Source organism: Aeromicrobium sp. (genome assembly GCF_049587115.1).
Taxonomy (GTDB): Bacteria; Actinomycetota; Actinomycetes; order Propionibacteriales; family Nocardioidaceae; genus Aeromicrobium.
This window is the reverse complement of the sequence record NZ_JBAVDI010000030.1, coordinates 1-18,191: the sequence shown is the minus strand read 5'-3', so window position 1 is coordinate 18,191 and position 18,191 is coordinate 1. Positions and strand designations below refer to the sequence as shown.

Annotated in this window: 19 protein-coding genes; 10 read left to right on the top strand and 9 right to left on the bottom strand. The window is 68.8% G+C overall.

The genetic code is table 11. The annotated features are described in order from the left end of the window. Window positions 1–499 (top strand): cytochrome P450 (locus WB461_RS03270; protein ID WP_423851289.1); only part of this gene is annotated, 499 nt, incomplete at its 5' end. On the opposite strand, the gene WB461_RS03265 is transcribed toward WB461_RS03270, so the two are convergent. Continuing rightward, window positions 496–3,117: a DEAD/DEAH box helicase gene (locus WB461_RS03265; RefSeq protein ID WP_423851288.1), complete on the bottom strand. Its 2,622-nt coding sequence runs from the start codon at window positions 3,115–3,117 to the stop codon at window positions 496–498. The genes WB461_RS03270 and WB461_RS03265 overlap by 4 nt on opposite strands. Between WB461_RS03265 and WB461_RS03260 the strand changes: the two genes are divergently transcribed. From WB461_RS03260 to WB461_RS03250, 3 genes are all read left to right on the top strand, one after another. After that, window positions 3,116–4,075, top strand: a complete 960-nt coding sequence (locus WB461_RS03260) for an NADPH:quinone oxidoreductase family protein (RefSeq protein ID WP_423851287.1) — start codon at window positions 3,116–3,118, stop codon at window positions 4,073–4,075. The two genes, WB461_RS03265 and WB461_RS03260, sit on opposite strands and share 2 nt — an antisense overlap. A gap of 32 nt (window positions 4,076–4,107) precedes the next feature. Further along, the gene (locus WB461_RS03255; RefSeq protein WP_423851286.1) at window positions 4,108–4,743 is read left to right on the top strand and encodes a DUF2461 domain-containing protein; all 636 of its coding nucleotides are present in this window, start codon (window positions 4,108–4,110) and stop codon (window positions 4,741–4,743) included. A gap of 148 nt (window positions 4,744–4,891) precedes the next feature. After that, entirely contained in the window at window positions 4,892–6,106 is a 1,215-nt protein-coding gene (locus tag WB461_RS03250) for a hypothetical protein (RefSeq protein ID WP_423851285.1), read from the top strand. A gap of 60 nt (window positions 6,107–6,166) precedes the next feature. Here WB461_RS03250 and WB461_RS03245 read toward each other — a convergent pair whose 3' ends face one another. Next, the gene (locus WB461_RS03245) at window positions 6,167–7,204 is read right to left on the bottom strand and encodes an NADP-dependent oxidoreductase (protein ID WP_423851284.1); all 1,038 of its coding nucleotides are present in this window, start codon (window positions 7,202–7,204) and stop codon (window positions 6,167–6,169) included. Between the two features lie 19 nt (window positions 7,205–7,223). Here WB461_RS03245 and WB461_RS03240 point away from each other — a divergent pair, with 19 nt between their 5' ends. From WB461_RS03240 to WB461_RS03230, 3 genes are read left to right on the top strand one after another with little or no spacing between them, the layout of a single operon-like run. Continuing rightward, on the top strand, window positions 7,224–8,087 hold the full coding sequence (locus tag WB461_RS03240; RefSeq protein ID WP_423851283.1) for an SCO6745 family protein: 864 nt from the start codon (window positions 7,224–7,226) through the stop codon (window positions 8,085–8,087). Between the two features lie 25 nt (window positions 8,088–8,112). Next, on the top strand, window positions 8,113–9,078 hold the full coding sequence (gene ligD, locus WB461_RS03235) for a non-homologous end-joining DNA ligase (protein WP_423851282.1): 966 nt from the start codon (window positions 8,113–8,115) through the stop codon (window positions 9,076–9,078). A gap of 48 nt (window positions 9,079–9,126) precedes the next feature. Next, window positions 9,127–9,411: a hypothetical protein gene (locus WB461_RS03230; RefSeq protein WP_423851281.1), complete on the top strand. Its 285-nt coding sequence runs from the start codon at window positions 9,127–9,129 to the stop codon at window positions 9,409–9,411. A 41-nt stretch (window positions 9,412–9,452) separates the two neighbouring features. Here WB461_RS03230 and WB461_RS03225 read toward each other — a convergent pair whose 3' ends face one another. Beyond that, entirely contained in the window at window positions 9,453–10,184 is a 732-nt protein-coding gene (locus WB461_RS03225; RefSeq protein WP_423851280.1) for a lipoyl protein ligase domain-containing protein, read from the bottom strand. A 76-nt stretch (window positions 10,185–10,260) separates the two neighbouring features. On the opposite strand from WB461_RS03225, the gene WB461_RS03220 reads away from it, so the two are divergent. From WB461_RS03220 to WB461_RS03210, 3 genes are all read left to right on the top strand, one after another. After that, window positions 10,261–10,890, top strand: a complete 630-nt coding sequence (locus WB461_RS03220) for a class I SAM-dependent methyltransferase (RefSeq protein WP_423851279.1) — start codon at window positions 10,261–10,263, stop codon at window positions 10,888–10,890. Then, window positions 10,887–11,936, top strand: coding sequence for an alcohol dehydrogenase family protein (locus tag WB461_RS03215; RefSeq protein ID WP_423851278.1), 1,050 nt, complete (start codon window positions 10,887–10,889; stop codon window positions 11,934–11,936). Before WB461_RS03220 ends, WB461_RS03215 begins: the two co-directional genes overlap by 4 nt. A gap of 103 nt (window positions 11,937–12,039) precedes the next feature. Continuing rightward, window positions 12,040–12,801 carry a (2Fe-2S)-binding protein gene (locus WB461_RS03210; RefSeq protein ID WP_423851277.1) on the top strand — a complete coding sequence of 254 codons (762 nt, stop codon included), beginning with the start codon at window positions 12,040–12,042 and terminating at the stop codon, window positions 12,799–12,801. Here WB461_RS03210 and cobU read toward each other — a convergent pair. The 6 genes from cobU to WB461_RS03180 form a co-directional block, all read right to left on the bottom strand. After that, window positions 12,791–13,321, bottom strand: coding sequence for a bifunctional adenosylcobinamide kinase/adenosylcobinamide-phosphate guanylyltransferase (cobU, locus tag WB461_RS03205; RefSeq protein WP_423851276.1), 531 nt, complete (start codon window positions 13,319–13,321; stop codon window positions 12,791–12,793). The genes WB461_RS03210 and cobU overlap by 11 nt on opposite strands. Before the next feature lie 89 nt (window positions 13,322–13,410). After that, entirely contained in the window at window positions 13,411–13,977 is a 567-nt protein-coding gene (locus WB461_RS03200; RefSeq protein WP_423851275.1) for an antibiotic biosynthesis monooxygenase, read from the bottom strand. Continuing rightward, entirely contained in the window at window positions 13,974–14,789 is an 816-nt protein-coding gene (locus WB461_RS03195; protein ID WP_423851274.1) for an ECF transporter S component, read from the bottom strand. The genes WB461_RS03200 and WB461_RS03195 overlap by 4 nt, the downstream gene beginning before the upstream one ends. Continuing rightward, entirely contained in the window at window positions 14,786–16,384 is a 1,599-nt protein-coding gene (locus tag WB461_RS03190) for an ABC transporter ATP-binding protein (protein ID WP_423851273.1), read from the bottom strand. Before WB461_RS03190 ends, WB461_RS03195 begins: the two co-directional genes overlap by 4 nt. Continuing rightward, window positions 16,381–17,469: an energy-coupling factor transporter transmembrane component T gene (locus tag WB461_RS03185; protein ID WP_423851272.1), complete on the bottom strand. Its 1,089-nt coding sequence runs from the start codon at window positions 17,467–17,469 to the stop codon at window positions 16,381–16,383. The genes WB461_RS03190 and WB461_RS03185 overlap by 4 nt, the downstream gene beginning before the upstream one ends. A 4-nt stretch (window positions 17,470–17,473) precedes the next feature. Next, window positions 17,474–18,191: hypothetical protein (locus WB461_RS03180; RefSeq protein WP_423851271.1), on the bottom strand; the 718-nt coding region annotated here is incomplete at its 5' end.

The following is an 18,191-nucleotide window of genomic DNA, read 5'->3' as shown; positions in this document are numbered from 1 at the left end:
GTCGTGGACGTTGCACGAGCTCGGGAGCCACCCGGACATCCTGGCCAAGGCGGTCGTGGCTGCCGACACGGGCGACGACGCCTATCTCGAGGCCTGCCTCAAGGAGGCGATGCGCGTCCACCCCGTGATCGATTTCGTGGCCCGCACGCTGAAGAGCGACCAGGTCGTCGCCGGCCGGCTGCTCCCGCGGGGCGTCACCGTCGCACCATCGATCATGCTGGCCCACAGTCGGGACGAGAACTGGGCCGATGCGCACGAGTACATCCCCGATCGGTTCGTCGAGGAGAAGATCTCGCCCAACATGTGGCTGCCGTTCGGCGGTGGCGTGCGGCGCTGCATCGGTGCCGCGTTCTCGCTCATGGAGGGCACCGTGGTGCTGCGCGAGGTGCTGCAGCGCTACGAGGTGTCCGCGACCAAGACCGCGCCCAATCACCTGCGCAACATCACCAACGTCCCCGGCGACAAGGCTCCACTGAAGCTCACCTCACGCCAGGCCTAGCGCGGGCCGACCTCGAGAACCGTGACGGCAGCCTCGCCGATCTCGTCGCTCTCGGCCAGGTCGACCTGGGCGGTGATGCCCCAGTCGCGGTCTCCGTCGGGGTCGTCGAAGGTCTGCCGGACGGTCCAGGTCGTTGCGCCCTCCTCGACCATGAACAGGTCGGGTCCGCGGGAACCCGGTCCGGTGCCGATGTCGTCGTACTCCTCGCGGTATGCCGCCATCGCCTCCATCCACGCCGTGGCATCCCAGCCGTCCTCGCCGTCGAGCTCGGCCAGGGCAGTCCACCGTCCGAAGGCGGCAAGCTCGACCCGGCGGAACAGCGCGTTGCGGACCAGGACGCGGAACGCCCGAGTGTTGCCCGTGACAGGACGCGGTGCCGTGCTCCCCTCAGCCCTGGCCCGCACCTCGGCCGGATCGGTGCTCGGATTGATGAGCTCCTCCCACTCGTCGAGCAGGCTCGAGTCGGTCTGCCGGACCAGCTCGCCGAGCCACTCGGTGAGATCCTCGAGCTCCTCGTTGCGTGCCCGCTCGGGGACCGTCCGGCCGAGGGTCTTGTAGACGTCCGAGAGATAGCGCAGCACCATCCCCTCGGAGCGAGCCAGCTGATAGTCGCCGATCAGCTCGGAGAACGTCATCGCCCGTTCCCACATCTCGCGAACCACCGACTTGGGCCGCAGCTCATGATCGGCGACCCACGGGTGACCACCCCGATAGGTCTCGTACGCCGCGGTCAGCATCTCCGCCAACGGCTTGGGATGCGTGATCTCCTCAAGCAGCTCCATCCGCTCGTCGTACTCGATGCCGTCCATCTTCATCTCGTTGATGGCCTCGCCCCGAGCGCGGTGCCGCTGGGCGTTGACGATCGGGCGGGGATCGTCGAGCGTCGCCTCGACGACCGAGACGATGTCCAGAGCGTAGGTCGGCGACTCGCGATCAAACAGCTCGAACGCAGCGACCGCGAACGGTGACAGCGGCTGGTTGAGCGCGAAGTTGGCCTGAAGATCGATCGTCAACCGGAGCGTACGGCCCTCGTCATCGGGCGGATCGATGCGCTCCACGACCTCACCGGCGAGCAGGGCCTCGATGATCTCGTCGACCTCGGCCAGCATGCGGTCCTGCGACTCCTCGGTCTCGCCGCTCTCCCGCAGCAGCCGCTCGAGCGAGGCGCGCGCGTCGCCGGGGCGTGAGACGACGTCCAGCACCATCGCGTGGCTGACCTTCATGCGGGAGACCAGCGACTCCGGCGTGCCGGTCGACAACTTCTCGAACGTCCCCTCGCCCCAGGAGACGAATCCCTCCGGCGCCTTCTTGCGATTGACCTTGCGCAGCTTCTTGGGGTCATCGCCGGCCTTGCGCACCAGCCGGGCGTTCTCGATGTCGTGCTCAGGCGCCTCGACGATGACGTGACCGATCGTGTCGTAACCGGCGCGACCCGCTCGACCGGCGATCTGCTGGAACTCGCGCACCTGAAGCTGACGCTGACGAATACCGTCGTACTTCGACAGACCGCTGAACAGGACGGTCCGGATCGGCACGTTGATGCCGACGCCGAGAGTGTCGGTGCCGCACACGACCTTGAGCAGGCCCTGCTGGGTGAGTGTCTCGACGAGTCGGCGATAACGCGGCAGCATGCCCGCGTGATGCACCCCGACTCCCATCCGGATGAGGCGCGAGAGCGTCTTGCCGAAAGCCGAGGAGAAGCGAAAGTCGCCCAGCGCCTCGGCGATGACGTCGCGCTCCTCGCGGGTCGCGACCTTGATGCTGGTCAGTGCCTGCGCGCGCTCGAGTGCGGAGACCTGCGTGAAGTGCACGACGTAGACCGGCGTCTGTCCCGTCTCGATCAGCTGCTCGAGCGTCTCCTGCACGGGCGAGGTGACGTACTCGCTGACCAGCGGCACGGGTCGCTCGGTCGAAGAGACAACGGTGGTCTCCCGGCCAGTGCGCCGGCTCAGGTCGGCCTCGAGCCTGCTCGTGTCGCCCAGCGTCGCCGACATCAACAGGAACTGTGCGCGCGGGAGCTCGATCAGCGGGACCTGCCACGCCCATCCGCGGTCAGGATCGGCGTAGAAGTGGAACTCGTCCATCACGACGAGGCCGATGTCGGCGCCGGCACCCTCACGCAGCGCCATGTTGGCGAGGATCTCGGCGGTCGCGGCGATGATCGGCGCATCGGCGTTGACGGCTGCATCGCCCGTCACCATGCCCACGTTGTCAGCGCCGAATATCTCGCACAGGTCGAAAAACTTCTCGCTGACCAACGCCTTGATCGGCGCGGTGTAGACGCTGCACTCGCCCCGCGCCAAGGCCGCTGCCATCGCGCCGGTCGCGACGAGGCTCTTGCCCGATCCGGTCGGTGTCGCAAGGACGACGTTGGACCCGGCCACGCATCCCAGGATCGCCTCGTCCTGCGCGGGATAGAGGGTCAGACCACGATCGTCGACCCATTGCGAGATCGCGTCGTAGACCACGTCCTCGTCGGTCGTCGTGCCGGAGGGCAGGAGATCGATGAGGCGCATCCCAGCATTGTCCCCTGCGGGCCGTCGGGCCACTCCGAGGGCGTCCGCGGCACCCCGCGGCACTAAGCATCCGCTTAGCGCATGCGCTAGTCTCGCCCGCATGAAGGCAGTCCAGATCACCACGCTCGACGGTCCCTCCGCGGTCGAGGTCGTCGACCTCCCGACTCCGCAGCCCGGTCCCGACCAGGTACTGATCCGCGTCCGCGCCGCAGGCGTCGCGTTCCCAGAGGTCCTGCAGAGCCGTGGGCTCTACCAGCTGAGGCCCGACCTGCCGTTCACACCGGGTGCCGAGATCGCCGGCGAGGTCATCAGCGCGCCGGACGGATCCGGCTTCGCAGCGGGCGACCGGGTCGCCGCGCTGTGTCTGCTCGGTGGCTTCGCCGAGGAAGCGTTGGCGCCGCTGGACACGACCTTCCCCCTGCCCGACACCATCTCATTCGAGCAGGGCGCCTCGATCGTCTTCAACTACGGCACGGCCTACTTCGCGCTGGTCGAGCGCGGCCACCTCCAGCCGGGGGAGTCTGTGCTGGTGCACGGTGCCGCCGGCGGCATCGGTACGGCCGCAATCCAGGTCGCCAAGGCCTTCGGAGCGGGCCGGGTCGTTGCCGTCACCTCGACCCCCGAGAAGGGTGCTATCGCACTCGCGGCCGGCGCCGATGAGTTCGTGCTGGCCGATGGGTTCAAGGATGCCGTCAAGGAGCACGGCAGTGTCGACATCGTGATCGATCCGGTCGGCGGGGACCGATTCACCGACTCGCTGCGATGCCTGGACGACGATGGCCGAATTCTGGTCATCGGCTTCACCGCTGGAGAGATTCCGACCGTCAAGGTCAATCGGCTGCTGCTCAACAACGTCTCCGTCGTCGGCGTCGGCTGGGGGGCGTACGTCTTCAAGCGCCCCGGCCACATCGCCAAGGAATGGGCCGCACTCGTCCCCCACCTGGAGAGCGGAGCCCTGCAGCCAGTCGTCGGACCGACCTTCCCGCTGGAGGAGGCCGGGCACGCCCTGCTGACGCTCGACGAGCGCCGGGCGACCGGCAAGGTCCTGCTCGTCCCCTGACTGGCTCACAGGCACGCCGGTAGGCTCGGCCCGTGCCCGAGTTCACCGGCTTCCCCGAGACGGCCCTCGACTTCTACGACGATCTCGAGATGGACAACACCAAGCTGTTCTGGGAGGCGCACAGGCCGACGTACGACGTGGCGGTCGCAGCACCGATGAAGGCGCTGACCGCCGCCCTGTCCGACGAGTTCGGGGATGCGAAGGTGTTCCGCCCCTACCGGGACGTGCGGTTCGCGAAGGACAAGACCCCCTACAAGACCCATCAGGGTGCCTTCGTGCCGCGGGGCCCGTCGACCGGCTACTACGTGCAGGTGGGAGCGCCGGGCGTGCGGGTCGGCGTCGGCTTCTACGAGGCATCGCCCACGCGGTTGGCGAGCATCCGCGAAGCGATGGTCCACCAGCATCACGGCGCCGATCTAGAGAACATCCTGGCCCCGATGCAGGCGGCCGGCTGGGAGCTCGGCGGCGACCGCCTGAAGACCGCTCCGCGCGGATACGACGTCACCCATCCTCGCATCGAGCTGCTCCGACACCAGTCGATGACGCTCACCAAGGACTACGGTTTCAAACCGGTCATCCACACGCCGGCGCTGCTCGACCACGTCCGGACGGACTGGCGCGAGGCCACCGCGTTCGTCGACTGGATCCTGCGCCACGCTGCGATCTGACCTGCCCGATCGTCTTCAAGCGGACCCGCCGGCTGCTCGGTGACGCCAGAAACATCCGTCTCGGCCATTTACAGCATGTGATCTGCACCACTAGGTTCGGTCCGGGCCCGCTGGGTCGGAGGTAGCACGTCCGCCTAGGAGGCACTGCATGTCGCTGGTTACTCGAGCGCGTCCACTCATCGGAGCTTCGAGCCTTGCGCTCGCTGCGTTCACGTTCATCCCCACCGCTGCACAGGCCGACGGGCCCGGATCCGGGTCCCCGTACGTCGTGTCGGTCGGAGACTCCTACATCTCCGGTGAGGCCGGCCGCTGGGCCGGCTCCTCCAACAGCAGCGCCGCACGCGCGGACCGGCTCGGGGGCACGGCCTACTTCGACAACGCCGCGAACAACGCCGAGCAGATCGATCGGTGCCATCGCAGCAAGTCCGCCGAGATCTACCTCGGTGGCGGCGTGCAGGGACTCAATCTCGCCTGCTCGGGCGCCACGACCTCAACGGTGAACGGCACCAACTTCAAGCCCGGCCTGGACTTCTTCGACGACGGCGCAGGCAAGCTCGGCCAGGCAAAGATGCTGCAGCAGTTCGCCGCGACGCACAACGTCACGATGGTCACCGTCTCGATCGGCGGAAACGACTTCAACTTCGCCGAGATCGTGCAGACGTGTGTGTCCGACTTCCTGGGCTCACCGTCCTGGTTCAAGAACTATTGCAATGACGACAGCAATGTCACGGCCAACTTCACCAGCAGCAACGTCGCCGCCGTCAAGACCAAGATCGCCAACGCGTACGCCAACATCCGCACCGCGATGCGCAACGCCGGATACGCCGACAGCTCATGGACCCTGCTGGTCCAGAACTATCCCTCGCCTCTCCCCAACGGCTCGGGCTTCCGCTACAGCCAGAGTGGCTACACCCGCCAGAGCACGGGCGGCTGCGGATTCTGGGACGCCGACGCAAACTGGGCCAACGCGACCGCGCTGCCAACGATCAACAGCACCGTGACCGGCGCGATAAGTCAGGCCGGGATCACCAACGCCAAGACGCTCAACCTGGCCGCGACCTTCAACGGTCGCCGGCTGTGCGAGAGCAGCGTCGGCCTGTACGAGGAGGTCGGGCTTGCCGACTGGTCCGCACCGACCGCGGTCGACCGTACGGAGTGGATCAACCAGATCCGCACCGTCACGACCGGCGGCAGCAGCCCGTACTACATCCAGGAATCGCTGCACCCCAACTACTGGGGCCAGCTGGCGACCCGGTCGTGCGTGCGCCAGGCGTACAACGCGGGCGCAACCAGGAGCGGCACCTGCACGCGCACCGGCACGGGTCTCACCTCGCTCGGAGAGCCCAAGATGACGCTGCAGTAGCCGGTTCAACCTCGCTGGGACTGTCGCTGTGGGTCGCCCTCGCGCGGACGAGCGGCAGTCTCAGCGGGTCGGGTCCTCGCCGACCCGGACCAGCAGCTTGCCGAAATTCTTGCCGCTGAGCATGCCGAAGAACGCGTCCGGCGCGTTCTCCAGCCCGTCGACGACGTCCTCGCGGTGGCGCAGGCTCCCGTCGCGGATCCACTCGGCAGCATCGGCCTGGAACTGCTTGTAGTGACTCTTGACGAATTCGTGCTGGATGAATCCGCGAACCGTGATGCTCTTGGTCAGGATCGCGGACATCAGACGGGCCGAACGATCAGGACCCTCTCGCGGTTCGGTCTCGTTGTAGTGCGCGACCAGTCCGCAGACCGGCACCCGGGCATAGGTGTTGAGGCGCGGGAGGACGGCTTCCCACACATGACCCCCGACATTCTCGAAGTAGACGTCGATGCCGTCGGGGACGGCGGCCTTGAGGTCATCCCTGAACGTTGGGGAACGGTGGTCCAGTGCCACGTCGAAGCCGAGCTCCTCGAGCCAGGCGACCTTCTCCGCGCCACCGGCTATGCCAACCGCGCGAGCGCCCTTGATGCGGGCGATCTGACCGACGGCCGAGCCAACCGGTCCGGCTGCGGCGGCGACCACCACGGTCTCACCCGATTGCGGCCTGCCGATCTCGAGCAGACCGGCGTACGCAGTGAAACCCGGCATGCCGAGCACGCCGACTGCCGTGGAGATCGGCGCCCGGGCCGGGTCGAGCTTGCGGACGTGCCTGGCCTGCTGCACGCCGTGCGACTGCCAGCCCAGGTGTGACAGCACCATGTCCCCCGGCTTCAGCGACGGGTCGCGGGACTGAATGACCTCGGCCACCGTGCCGCCCTCCATGACCGCGCCGAGCTCGACCGGTGCCGCGTACGACTTGGCTTCGTTCATCCGGCCGCGCATGTAGGGATCGAGCGACAGGTAGACGGTTCGCAGGAGGACCTCGCCGTCGGCGGGCTCGGGCATCGGCACGGACTCGATCCGGAAGTTGGCGGAGGTGGGCTCGCCGTGGGGTCGCGAGGCGAGCAGTACTCGGGTGTTCTGCGTCGTGTCTGTCATCGCCACCCAGCCTACTGTCGTGAGCCACACCGTTACGGTGGGCGCCATGAGCCGCACCACGACCTTCTGGCGTTCGATCGAAGCCATCCACGACGTCGTCTACTTCGCACCTGACGCGAAGCAGCGCTACGCGACGATCGGCCTCAAGGGCTACTGGATGGGCTACATGGCGTCCCGATCCGCAGCGCTCGGGATGCCGCCCCCTGCGCTCGTGGTCGCGACCTTTCACGGCTTCGCACCGAGCATCGTCGCCCGCGCCCTGCCGGACGCATGGGGGATGGCCTCCCGCGACGACATTCTCGCCACGCGATACGACATCGCCCGTGACGCGCTGGCGCCGGCACTCGCGGACGCCGACACCGTGCGCCTGGCCAAGGAGCTGTCAGCCATCACCCGGGGCATCGACTTCGCCGGCAAACCCCTTGCCGCCGCACACTTCGAGCTGCCGGAGCCGGCTGACGACGCCGGGCTGCTGTGGCATGCCGCGACCGTGATTCGAGAGTATCGGGGCGACTGTCACGTCGCCGTGCTGACCGCTGCGGGTCTGGACGGCGCGGCGGCCAATTCCCTGGCCATCGCTGCGGGGCTGATCGGGGAGCACCAGCGCGAGCTGCGTGGGTGGACCAAGGACGACTGGGCCACCGCGACCAGCCGGCTGATGACGCGCGGCTGGGTGGAGTCCGACGGCACGATCACCGCAGCCGGAAGGGCGGCCCGCCAGCAGATCGAGGACGCCACAGACCGGGTTTGCGCAGCTGGCCTGGGCCGCGAAGCCACCGGGCGAATGATCACGATCGAGCAGCCATTGCTGGAGCTGGCCCGCGGCGTCGAGGCCTCGGGCGCGGTCGCCTTCCCGAATGCCACCGGCGTGCCTCGCCCCTAGCTGATCGTGGGCCTACCTTTGACACATGGCAAAGGCGTCCGCACCTGCCGTGGAGATCGAGGTCGGCTCCCGCGTCGTACGGGTCAGCAGCCCCGATCGGGTCTACTTTCCTGACCACGGCTGGACCAAGCTCGACCTGGTCGAGTACTACCTCGCAGTGGGCGACGGCATCGTCAACGCGTTGTTCGAGCGGCCGTGCATGCTGCACCGCTTCCCGAAGGGACTGAGCGGCGACAAGGTGCACCAGAAGCGGGTGCCCAGCGGTGCACCGCCGTGGCTGGAGACCGCGCGGGTGACGTTTCCGCGCTACGACCGAGCGGCCGACGAGCTGTGCGTGACCGAGCTCGCGGCAGTCATCTGGGCCGTGCAGATGTCGACCGTGGAGTTCCACCCGTGGAACAGCCGACGGACCGACGTCGAAAAGCCCGACGAGTGGCGCGTCGACCTGGACCCGGGACCTGCGTGCGACTTCGAGACGGTACGCCGGGTCGCCCGGATCTCCCGGGAGGTGCTCGACGGCCTGGGCGCGACCGGCTTCCCCAAGACCTCGGGTGGATCCGGGATGCACATCTACGTCCGGATAGCGGCCGAGCACGGCTTTCACGACGTGCGACGGGCCGCGCTGGCCTTCGCGCGTGAGGTGGAGCGACGGGCCCCCGATGACGTCACGACGACGTGGTGGCGCAAGGATCGCGATCCGGCCAAGCTGTTCGTCGACTACAACCAGAACGCCCGCGACCACACCATTGCAGCTGCATACTCGGTGCGCGGGCTCCCAGACGGACGGGTGTCGACACCGATTCGCTGGGACGAGGTCGACGACGTGGATCCGCACGACTTCACGATCGATACCGTGCCGGCGCGCTTCGCCGAGCTCGGCGACCTGCACGGCGGCATCGACGACGCGGTCTTCGACCTCTCACCGCTGCTGGAGTGGGCCGACCGCGACGAGCGCGAAGGCGCTGAGCCACCGGTCGACCCCGAGGACTGAGCCCAGGAATCTCTTCGTTGCGTCCCGGAGAACGCGTACTCTCAAGAGATGCTTCTGCTCAAGGATCACGGCCGGACGATGCGCGACCACCACGACGGCGCCACGATCGAACCAGGCATGTGGATCATGATGCTCTTCGGACTCCTCCTGCTGGTGCTGGTCGGCCTCGCGATCCTCTGGACCGTCAAGAACTCGATGGCGCACCCGACTGCTGCGCCCGGTGCCGTGACGCAGCACGGCGGCTCTGCCCGCGAGGTCCTCGACCTCCGGTTGGCTCGTGGCGAGGTCGACGCGCAGGAGTACGAGTCCCTTCGCGCGCTGCTGGACCGCTGACCCCGGCAGCACTCCACCTCGACGGGCCCGGCCTGCCCCGGTCAGCGTCCTGCTGAGCGCAGCGACGCGAGCTCATCGAGGATCTGGACCGAGAGTGGTCCCCGCCCAGCACCGACATCTGCGGAGTACGCCTCGATCAACGCCGCCTGGACCTGCTGGGCGGTGACCCCGGGACACTGGTCCTCCATCGACCCGATCGTCGCTGGATCCAGGTCGTACCCGATGTCGGCATACGCTGCAGTGAGCACGTCCCTGATCGAGACCGAGTCCGAGACCTGGATGATCGTGCTGAACAGCCACCCGTCGCGGGTGATCCGCTGGGCCGATCCCACGATCTTCGTCGTCCCGGCGACATTGATGCTGAACTCCCCCGGGCAGTACTCACCGGGCAGCTCGCCGATCCGCGCATCCAGACCAAATCCGGTCAGGACATCGGCGTGCAGGCGCGCGAAGCGCTCGAATCGCACCTTCAGGCCCGACGTCGGATCGGCGACCCGGACCACATGATCGATCACCACGCTCCCGCGGTGATATGCGGCCAGCTTGCCGCCCTGCGGACGAATGATCGGCACGAACCCGGCTGCGCTACAGCTGTCGGCGGCGCGATCGAATCCCGGTCTGCGGGAGTCCCGCCGGCTGAAGGCCGCCGTCGGTTCGGGGCGGTGGACACGGACGATCTCCTGCGCGCCACCCATGCCCTGCGACAGCAACAGCGGACCTAGAAGCGCATCATCGACCGGACCTCCCGGGAGCGCCAGGTCGTCGAGGATCACGATGCGATGGGAGGTCGGGCCGTCATCCGCCGATCCTCGCACGCTCGTGCACACCGTCGTGCGGGAGACTGGCATCATGACCGCCGGTGAGCGCTGGGACGAGCGCGTCCTTCCCCGTCTGATCGACGTCGTCCTCGGAGACCGCATGACCGGCGGCTGGCGGGAGGGAGTGTGCCGCGATCTCTCCGGCGAGGTGCTCGAGATCGGCTTCGGCTCGGGCACCAATCTGAGTCACTACGGCGCCGGCGTCACACGCGTCCTGGCGGTCGAACCGTCCGACCGGGCATGGGACATCGCTCGGAAGCGCATCGACGGGTTCGGCCGCCCGGTCAAGCGCATCGGCTTGGACGGAGCCCGACTGGACCTGCCCGACGCCACGGTCGATGCCGTTGTCTCGACGTGGACGATGTGCACCATCCCGGATCTCGCCGGCGCCCTGGCCGAGGCGCGTCGCGTGCTTCGTCCCGGAGGCCGTCTGCACTTCGTGGAGCACTCGCTCGCGCCGACTCATCGAGTGGCCCGCATCCAGCGATCGCTCCAACCCGTGTGGGGTCGCGCCGCGGGTGGGTGCCACCTCGATCGCGACATACCCGCACTGCTCCGGGCGGCTGGCTTCAGCACTCCGGATCTGCGGCAGCGCTACGCCTCCGCACTGTGGCCGGCTCGCCCGTTCGGATGGTTCGTGACCGGGAGCGCGCAGCCATGACGGAAGTCAGCAGTGGCGCGACCATGAAGGCCGTCGTGACAACCGGGGTCGGAGACTACGACCGACTGGTCTACACCGATGTCCCGATTCCCGTGCCGGGCCCAGGCGAGGTGCTGCTGCAGGTGTTGGCGGCCGGTGTGAACAACACCGAGATCAACACCCGACTTGGCTGGTACTCGTCCTCGTCGAGCCCGGACGGCGGCTGGGACAAGTCCACGCCCTTCCCCCTGATCCAGGGCGCCGACTGCTGCGGGCGGATCGTCCAGGTCGGTCCCGGCGGGGACGCCTCGACGATCGGAGCGCGAGTGCTGGTGCGCGCATGCATGCGAGTCGAGGGGTTCTCGTCGCCGCAGACGGTGTGGCTGGGATCAGATCTGGCCGGCGCGTTCGCGCAGCACGTCGTGGTGTCTGCCCAGGAGGCGTTTCCGGTCCAGTGCGACTGGACGGACGCCGAGCTGGCGACCGTCCCGTGCGCCTACGGCACGGCCGAGAACATGGTCCATCGCGCCGGTGTCACCGAGGACTCCCAGGTCGTGGTCACCGGGGCATCCGGCGGAGTGGGATCGGCGGTGGTGCAGCTGGCCAGGCGACGTGGTGCGCGGGTCACCGGGATCGCCGGTCTCGAGAAGCACGACCGGGTTCGCGCGCTCGGGGCCCACACGGTCATCGACCGCGATCTCGACCCCGTCGAGGTCCTGGGCGAGAGCAGCGTCGACGTGGTCATCGACAACGTGGCTGGCCCCCGCTTCGGAGCCATGCTGGATCTCCTCCGCCGGAGCGGGACGTACGTGTCATCGGGAGCCATCGGGGGGCCGCTGGTGGACCTCGACATGCGGACCTTCTACCTCAAGGATCTGACCCTTCTCGGGTGTACCGCGTGGGACGAGCCGGTGTTCCCGCACGTCATCTCCTACATCGAACGGGGAGAGATCAAGCCACTCCTGGAGAGGACCTTCCCACTGGAGCAGATCGCGACAGCCCAGCAGGAGTTCCTTCGGAAGCGCCACGTGGGAAGCTTCGCGCTGATCCCACCGACACCGCATTGATCGCGCGGTGGGTGCGCGTTGCAGGACTGGCGCGTCGTCGATCGGCCGCCGTCGTGAGGCAGATGGACAGCGCAGTGCGATCCGGGCAGGGATGATGGCAGGTATGGGAGACGACGCGCTGGACGTTGCCGCGCAGCTCGGACCCTTCTTCGTCGTGGAGTGGTGGACGCCCGATTCCGGTTGGCGCCCACTCACCGAGCTGGTCGGTCGGCCCGAGCTGCTGGGCGAGCGCGTCGGCTCGACCCGTGCCTTGCTCGCTGACCGGTCCGGCGTTCCGATCAGCGCGGTCGAAGAGCGTGCCGCAGCATCGATCCTGTTCCTCGGGCTCGCCGCCCGGCTGGTGTCGCCCGCCTTCGGGTGTGCCGCGCTGACCGGACAGGTCCCGGGCCTCGGCCTCGAGGACCTGTGGTGGAGATCCGTCACCGGGGGGCCGTGGCCGATGGCCAGATCGGGCTCCGCCAACAGCACGCCCGCCCCCGATCCCTCGCACGAGCTCCACGATCGGGTCATCGCGCCGGTCGTGGACCCGATCCTGGAGTCATTCGCCTCGACATTCGCGCTCTCGACCCAGGTGCTGTGGGGCAATGTCGCCTCGAGCCTGGCGGGGGCTCAGACGATCCTGTCTGCCGCCAGACCCGACCGGGCCGCCGCCGGAAGTCAGATCCTGGAGGGGATGCTGGCACAGGGCCCCCTGCAGGGGACTCTACGGCTGGACGCGTCGCGACCGGGGTTCGTGCGCCGCTCGTGCTGCTTGTTCTACCGGGTGCCGCGCACCGGGGTGTGCGGAGACTGCGTGCTCGATCATGTCCCGACACCCGCACCGCGCGACTCGACGGAGCCCGGCACCCGCCGCACTAGAGCTTGAGCACGCGTCCGGCCACGACCAGCAGGACGTCCTCGCACTCCTCGGCGACGCGCTGGTTGACCGTACCGAGCAGATCCCGGAAGACCCGCCCGGAACGGCGCTCGGGGACGACGCTCATGCCCACCTCGTTGGTCACCGCGATCACCGTGGCGTCGTGCGCGGCGATCGCGGCAAGCGCCGCATCGAGACGCTCGAACAGCACGGGCTCCCAGTCCTCGCGAACCGAGTCCCACCCGTCGAGCTCGTCGATGGTCGTGGCGACCCATGTGCCCAGGCAGTCGACCAGGACCGCGCCATCCGCATCCTTGATCGCGGTGGCCAGGTCGGTCGTCTCGACAGTGATCCAGTGCGCGGGCCGGCGGGCCTGGTGGATGGCGATCCGGGCGGCCCATTCCGGGTCATTGTCGACGTCGGCGGCCGGGCCGGGCGCGACGTAGGTGACTCGCGGCTCGGCCAGCAGCAGCGACTCGGCGTGGAACGACTTGCCCGAGCGCACACCGCCCGTGATCAGGACCTTCATCGCACCTCGTTAGTGTCGGTCCCATCGTACCGACCAGATCGCCGGTCCAGAAGTTCCAGTTCACGCACCGCCAACCGGGCGCTCGCCACTCAGGATCGGCGCGAGCCGTTGAGCCACGGCTGCAGCAGCCGGGTGATCCACGGCAGAGCGAGATAGGTCATGACCGGAGTCATGACGCCGACCGTCGCCAGCACCCGTAGCGGCAGCCACCAGTCGGCCGCGAGATCCTTCGCGGCGTAGTTCGCTGCGACGCTCAGCGGGAAGAACACCAGGAAGATCGCACACATCTGCTTCCATCGCGGTGGCGCCGGTGCCGGGGCGCGGAGGTCCTGCACATCCACGCTGGTCGGTTCGTCGAACCAGCCCTCGATGCCGGTGCGGTGCTCGCGTGAGGACTCGTCGACCAAGCCCTGGGCCGAGTCCAGCCACCATCGCCGCTGCGACGACAGCTCCCACGTCTCCAGAGCGTCTTGCGAGGCGAAGCGGTAGAGCATGTGCCACTCGGTCGACGCCGCTTGCGGGCGCACCCAGCCGGATCCGAGGAAACCCTCGAACCGTTCGGCGAGCTCGGTGCCGGCGCGCAGCCAGGCCAGCATCTGGTCCGCCTGAGACGGATCAACCTGTCGAGTGATCGAGACGGTGACGGGTCCGGTCATGGATCCAGCGTAGGGCCGACCGGCTGAGCCGCGATCGGGCCGTACCGGGCCCGCCGCGCGGCTCGGCGCAGGGTGGCCAGGACAGCCGGACCAAGCAGGACGATCGCGATCGAGTTGGTGATCGCACGGCCCGTGTCCCAGCCTCCGGTGGACGTCAGCAGCGTGTAGATGCCGAACCGGTGCAGGTTCTCCAGCACCGAGTCGCCCGGCACGTACGACAAGGATCCCTCGTGCCCTGGCACGGCGATGCCCGCAACGAACGGCCACGACGACATGTTCATCAGCGCGCCGAACAGGTAGGCGCACACGATCCCGTAGCCGACCAGCATCGCGATCTCGGCGCGTCCGGTCACCCGACGCGGCAGCAGTCCGGCACCCAGCCCGATCCACGCCGATGCCATCATCTGGAACGGCAGCCACGGGCCCACCCCGGATGTCAGCAGCGCAGACGCGAACAGCGAGGTGCAGCCGAGCAGATAACCGAAGCCGGGGCCGAACACCCGCCCGCTCAGGATCAGCATGAAGAACACGACCTCGATCCCGGCCGTGCCGGCGCCCAGGCTGCGCAGCGCCGCGTTGATCGCGGTCAGGACACCGAGCATGGCCAGGGCCTTGGAGTCGATGCCGTTCTCGGACATCTCGGCCACGACCACCAGCACGACCAGCGGCAGCAGGGCCAGCAGGATGAACGGGGGGTCGACGCGCACGGTCCCCTCGGGCACCCGGACGAGCAACGGCCACAAGAACATCGCCAGACCGAGCAGTGACGCGACCGTCAGGACGGCGACCGAACGGGGACCGAGCGTCCTCATGAGCGGTCACCCGACGCAATGGCCCGCGCGACCTGGTCGACGGTCAGCCACGGCGCGCCGAGGACCTTGGCGACTTGCGGCGCAAATGACGGCGACTCCGCCAGAACGTCTGCCACCGGCCCCGACGAGACAACTTCCCCATCGGCCAGCACGGCGACCCGATCGGCGACCTCGGCCACGAACTCGACGTCATGCGTCGCGAGCACCACGGCGCGTCCCTCGTCGGTCAGCGTGCGCACGATGGCAGCCAGCTGGTGCTTGCCGGCGTAGTCGAGCCCACGAGTCGGCTCGTCGAGCGCGATGATCTGGGGCCGGGAGGTCAGCACGATCGCCAGCACCAGCGCGAGCCGCTGGCCTTCGGACAGGTCGCGCGGGTGGCGGTCATCGGGCAGCCCGGGTGCGAGTCGATCGAGCCACGCCCGGCAGGCGCCGCTCTCGGAGCTCGCCTGCCGGTCAGCGGCATCGCACTCGGCCTCGACGGTTTCGAGATAGAGCAGGTCGGAGGCCGTCTGCGGCACGAGCCCGACGAGTGCTCGAGCCGTGGCTGACTTCCCAGCGGCTGGATCGATTCCGTCCACCTGCACCGAACCGGCGGTCCGCCGACCTGACCCCTGCAGAGCCCACAGCAGCGACGACTTGCCCGAACCGTTGCGTCCCATCAGCGCCAGTACCTGGCCCGACCTCAGCTGCAGGTCCACCTCGCGCACCGCGACCGTCGACCCGTACCGGACCGTGACGCCTGACGCGTCGAGCAGGATCCTGCCGGAGTCGCGAGCGACCGGGACGGGCGTGACGAGGTCACCGAGACCGCGGGCCAGGCGCCGTGCCTCACGCACCGAGAGCGGCAGCGGGTCCCACCCGGCCAGCCGGCCGAGATGGATCAGCGGCGGGGCGACCGGGGCATCGACCAGCACCTCCTGCGGAGCGCCACCGCGGACTCGTCCATCCTCGATCACGACGAGCCGGTCAGCGAAGGGGATGACCCGTTCCATCCGGTGCTCGGCCACGACGACCGTCACGCCGAGATCGTCGACCAGACGGGCCAGAGTCGCCAGCACGTCCTCGGCCGCGGTCGGGTCCAGGGCTGACGTCGGCTCGTCCAGCACCAGGATCTTGGGGTGCATCGTCAACACGGCACCGATCGCGACGCGCTGCTGCTGACCGCCGGAAAGTGTGCGCAGCGCACGGGAACGCAGATCGGCGATCCCCAACAGATCCAAGGTCTCCTCGACACGGCGGCGCATGGTGCCGGAATCCAGGCCCAGCTGCTCCATGCCGTAGGCGAGCTCGTCCTCCGCAACCTCCGTGACAAAGCCAGCCAGCGGATCCTGGCCCACGTAGCCGACCAGGTCGGCGAGATCGCGTGGTGCACGGTCGCGAATGCTCCGACCGTCGACCAGCACGTCGCCTGCGAGGGTTCCGCCGGTGAAGTGCGGCGTCAGGCCGTTGATCGTGCCGAGCAGGGTCGACTTGCCCGAACCGGTCCGGCCGGCCACCAGCACCAGCTCGCCCTCCTCGATCGCGAGGTCGACGTCACGCAGCACCGGTGCGGCGGCACCGTCGTGGGTGAAGGAGAGGTGACGCAGCTCGATCACGGCGCACCTCGCTCGGAGAGCTCTGCAAATGCGGCATCGAGGGCCGGCGGCGGGGTCAGGAAGGCTGGGGCAGTCGCAGCGACGATCGCAAGCAGAACCGGGATCGAGAGGCCGGGCAGCACCTCCAGGGCCGGGTATGCCACGGCGGCACCCGCCGTCAGCACCAGCGCCGCGGCGGCGATGCCGCAAGCCATCGTGAGCAGCTCGGCGGCGCGCCACGGGTCGGGTCGGTAGCGGGTCCGCTGCACCCGTCGGCCCGCCGAAGCCAGACCGGCGGCCGCGACGAGCACGCCCCCCACCAAGAATGGCAGGGCCAGCCAGCGCGGCGCAGTGCGGTCAAGCAACGCGTAGACCCCCACGCACAGGCCCACGAGGCCACTGATCATCAGCAGCCCGGTGACGCGGCGCTCGGCTTTCGAGGCCGTGCCGGCGCGCCCGTAGCCGCGGGCATCCATGCCGGCGGCGAGTGACATCGAGCGGTCGAGTGCGTCCTCCATCACGGGAACCACGATGCGTCGCAGCGCCCCGATCCCGCGACCCGGGTCGCCTCGCAACGCACGCGCTCGGCGCACCCGACCAATGCTCTCGGCCAGCTGGGGGAACACCGACAACGCGACGACGATGGCCGTCCCCAGCTCGTACAGCGCGGGCGGGAGGCTGGCGAGGAGTCGCCGCGGGTTGGCCAGCGTGTTGGCCGCGCCGACACACAGAATGATCGCGGCAAGCCTCAGTCCGTCGTAGAGACCGCCCAGCAGGTCGGTTCGCGTGACCGGCCCCAACAGCTGGATGCCAGCGGCAAAGTCGGGCAGCGGAATCTGCGGCAGGGAGAACAGGACGACGTCGTCATCGACGCCACCGAACACGATGCGGAACACCACGCGGATCGCGATGATGAGCAGCGCCAGATACACGTAGAGCCGGAACGACAGGGCCCACGGCGCCTCCGTGCGCCGAGCGAGCACCACCGACGCCGCCGCGAGCACGATCAGCACCAGAACGAACGGATTGGTCGTGGCGGACGCCGCGGTCGCCAGGCCCAGGGCCCAGATCCACCAGGCCCCGGGATGCAGGTCCCGCGGCGTCACTGCCTCACGACCGTCGTGCTCGCCGTTGCCAGATCGTGACGCCCATGCCGATCAGCAGCAGCAGCGCCAGCAGGATGCCCACCCACAACGTCGACGTCGGTGAGTCGTCGGACCGCTGCGCGGCACGCTGCAGCGCCTCTTCGCGCGCCCCGGCCGCTGCCGTGGCTGACGCAGACGCACTCGGCGCAGGCGAGGCTGAAGACCCCTTCGACTTGGCGGACGCCGCAGCGCGAGCGGAGGCCGACGGCGAGGGCGCAGCACTCGTGGGCGTCGCTGCCTTCGGCTTCGGTGCCGGGGCCGGGGCCGACGGCGCCGTGTACGGCCTCACACCGGGGTACGTGCGGGAGTTCGAGCTCTGGAACGCGAAGGCCACCCACCCTCCGGTCGGCACGTTCAGGGATCCGACGCCGACGCTGCTGTAGCTCCACGTGCCGGACTTGCCGTCCGACCAGAACAGCGCCCAGTAGGCGTCCGACGGCGAGGCGTTGACGCACGGATCGCTGGCAGGAGCGCCGTCGACACGGCAGACGAAACCGGGCTGGCGGCTGGCGTACTTCAGCGAGTGACCACCAGCGGCGAAGTTCGACGATGCGGGTCCGCCGCCATTGCCGTCGCAGGAGACCGAGGAGTTGACGACCACGGTGACACCGGTGCCGGAGGGGCAGGCGGCCGCGAAGGCCACCCCGCTCGACACGACCGTGCCGCCCGTTGCCCCCACGAGG

Excerpts from the sequence above, each read along its gene's own strand:
- WB461_RS03260 (WP_423851287.1), top strand. The coding sequence starts at position 3,116 with ATGAAGGCAGTCCAGATCACCACGCTCGACGGTCCCTCCGCGGTCGAG.
- WB461_RS03265 (WP_423851288.1), bottom strand. The coding sequence starts at position 3,117 with ATGCGGGCGAGACTAGCGCATGCGCTAAGCGGATGCTTAGTGCCGCGG.
- WB461_RS03250 (WP_423851285.1), top strand. The coding sequence starts at position 4,892 with ATGTCGCTGGTTACTCGAGCGCGTCCACTCATCGGAGCTTCGAGCCTT.
- WB461_RS03245 (WP_423851284.1), bottom strand. The coding sequence starts at position 7,204 with ATGACAGACACGACGCAGAACACCCGAGTACTGCTCGCCTCGCGACCC.
- ligD (WP_423851282.1), top strand. The coding sequence starts at position 8,113 with ATGGCAAAGGCGTCCGCACCTGCCGTGGAGATCGAGGTCGGCTCCCGC.
- WB461_RS03230 (WP_423851281.1), top strand. The coding sequence starts at position 9,127 with ATGCTTCTGCTCAAGGATCACGGCCGGACGATGCGCGACCACCACGAC.
- WB461_RS03220 (WP_423851279.1), top strand. The coding sequence starts at position 10,261 with ATGACCGCCGGTGAGCGCTGGGACGAGCGCGTCCTTCCCCGTCTGATC.
- WB461_RS03215 (WP_423851278.1), top strand. The coding sequence starts at position 10,887 with ATGACGGAAGTCAGCAGTGGCGCGACCATGAAGGCCGTCGTGACAACC.
- WB461_RS03210 (WP_423851277.1), top strand. The coding sequence starts at position 12,040 with ATGGGAGACGACGCGCTGGACGTTGCCGCGCAGCTCGGACCCTTCTTC.
- cobU (WP_423851276.1), bottom strand. The coding sequence starts at position 13,321 with ATGAAGGTCCTGATCACGGGCGGTGTGCGCTCGGGCAAGTCGTTCCAC.
- WB461_RS03200 (WP_423851275.1), bottom strand. The coding sequence starts at position 13,977 with ATGACCGGACCCGTCACCGTCTCGATCACTCGACAGGTTGATCCGTCT.
- WB461_RS03195 (WP_423851274.1), bottom strand. The coding sequence starts at position 14,789 with ATGAGGACGCTCGGTCCCCGTTCGGTCGCCGTCCTGACGGTCGCGTCA.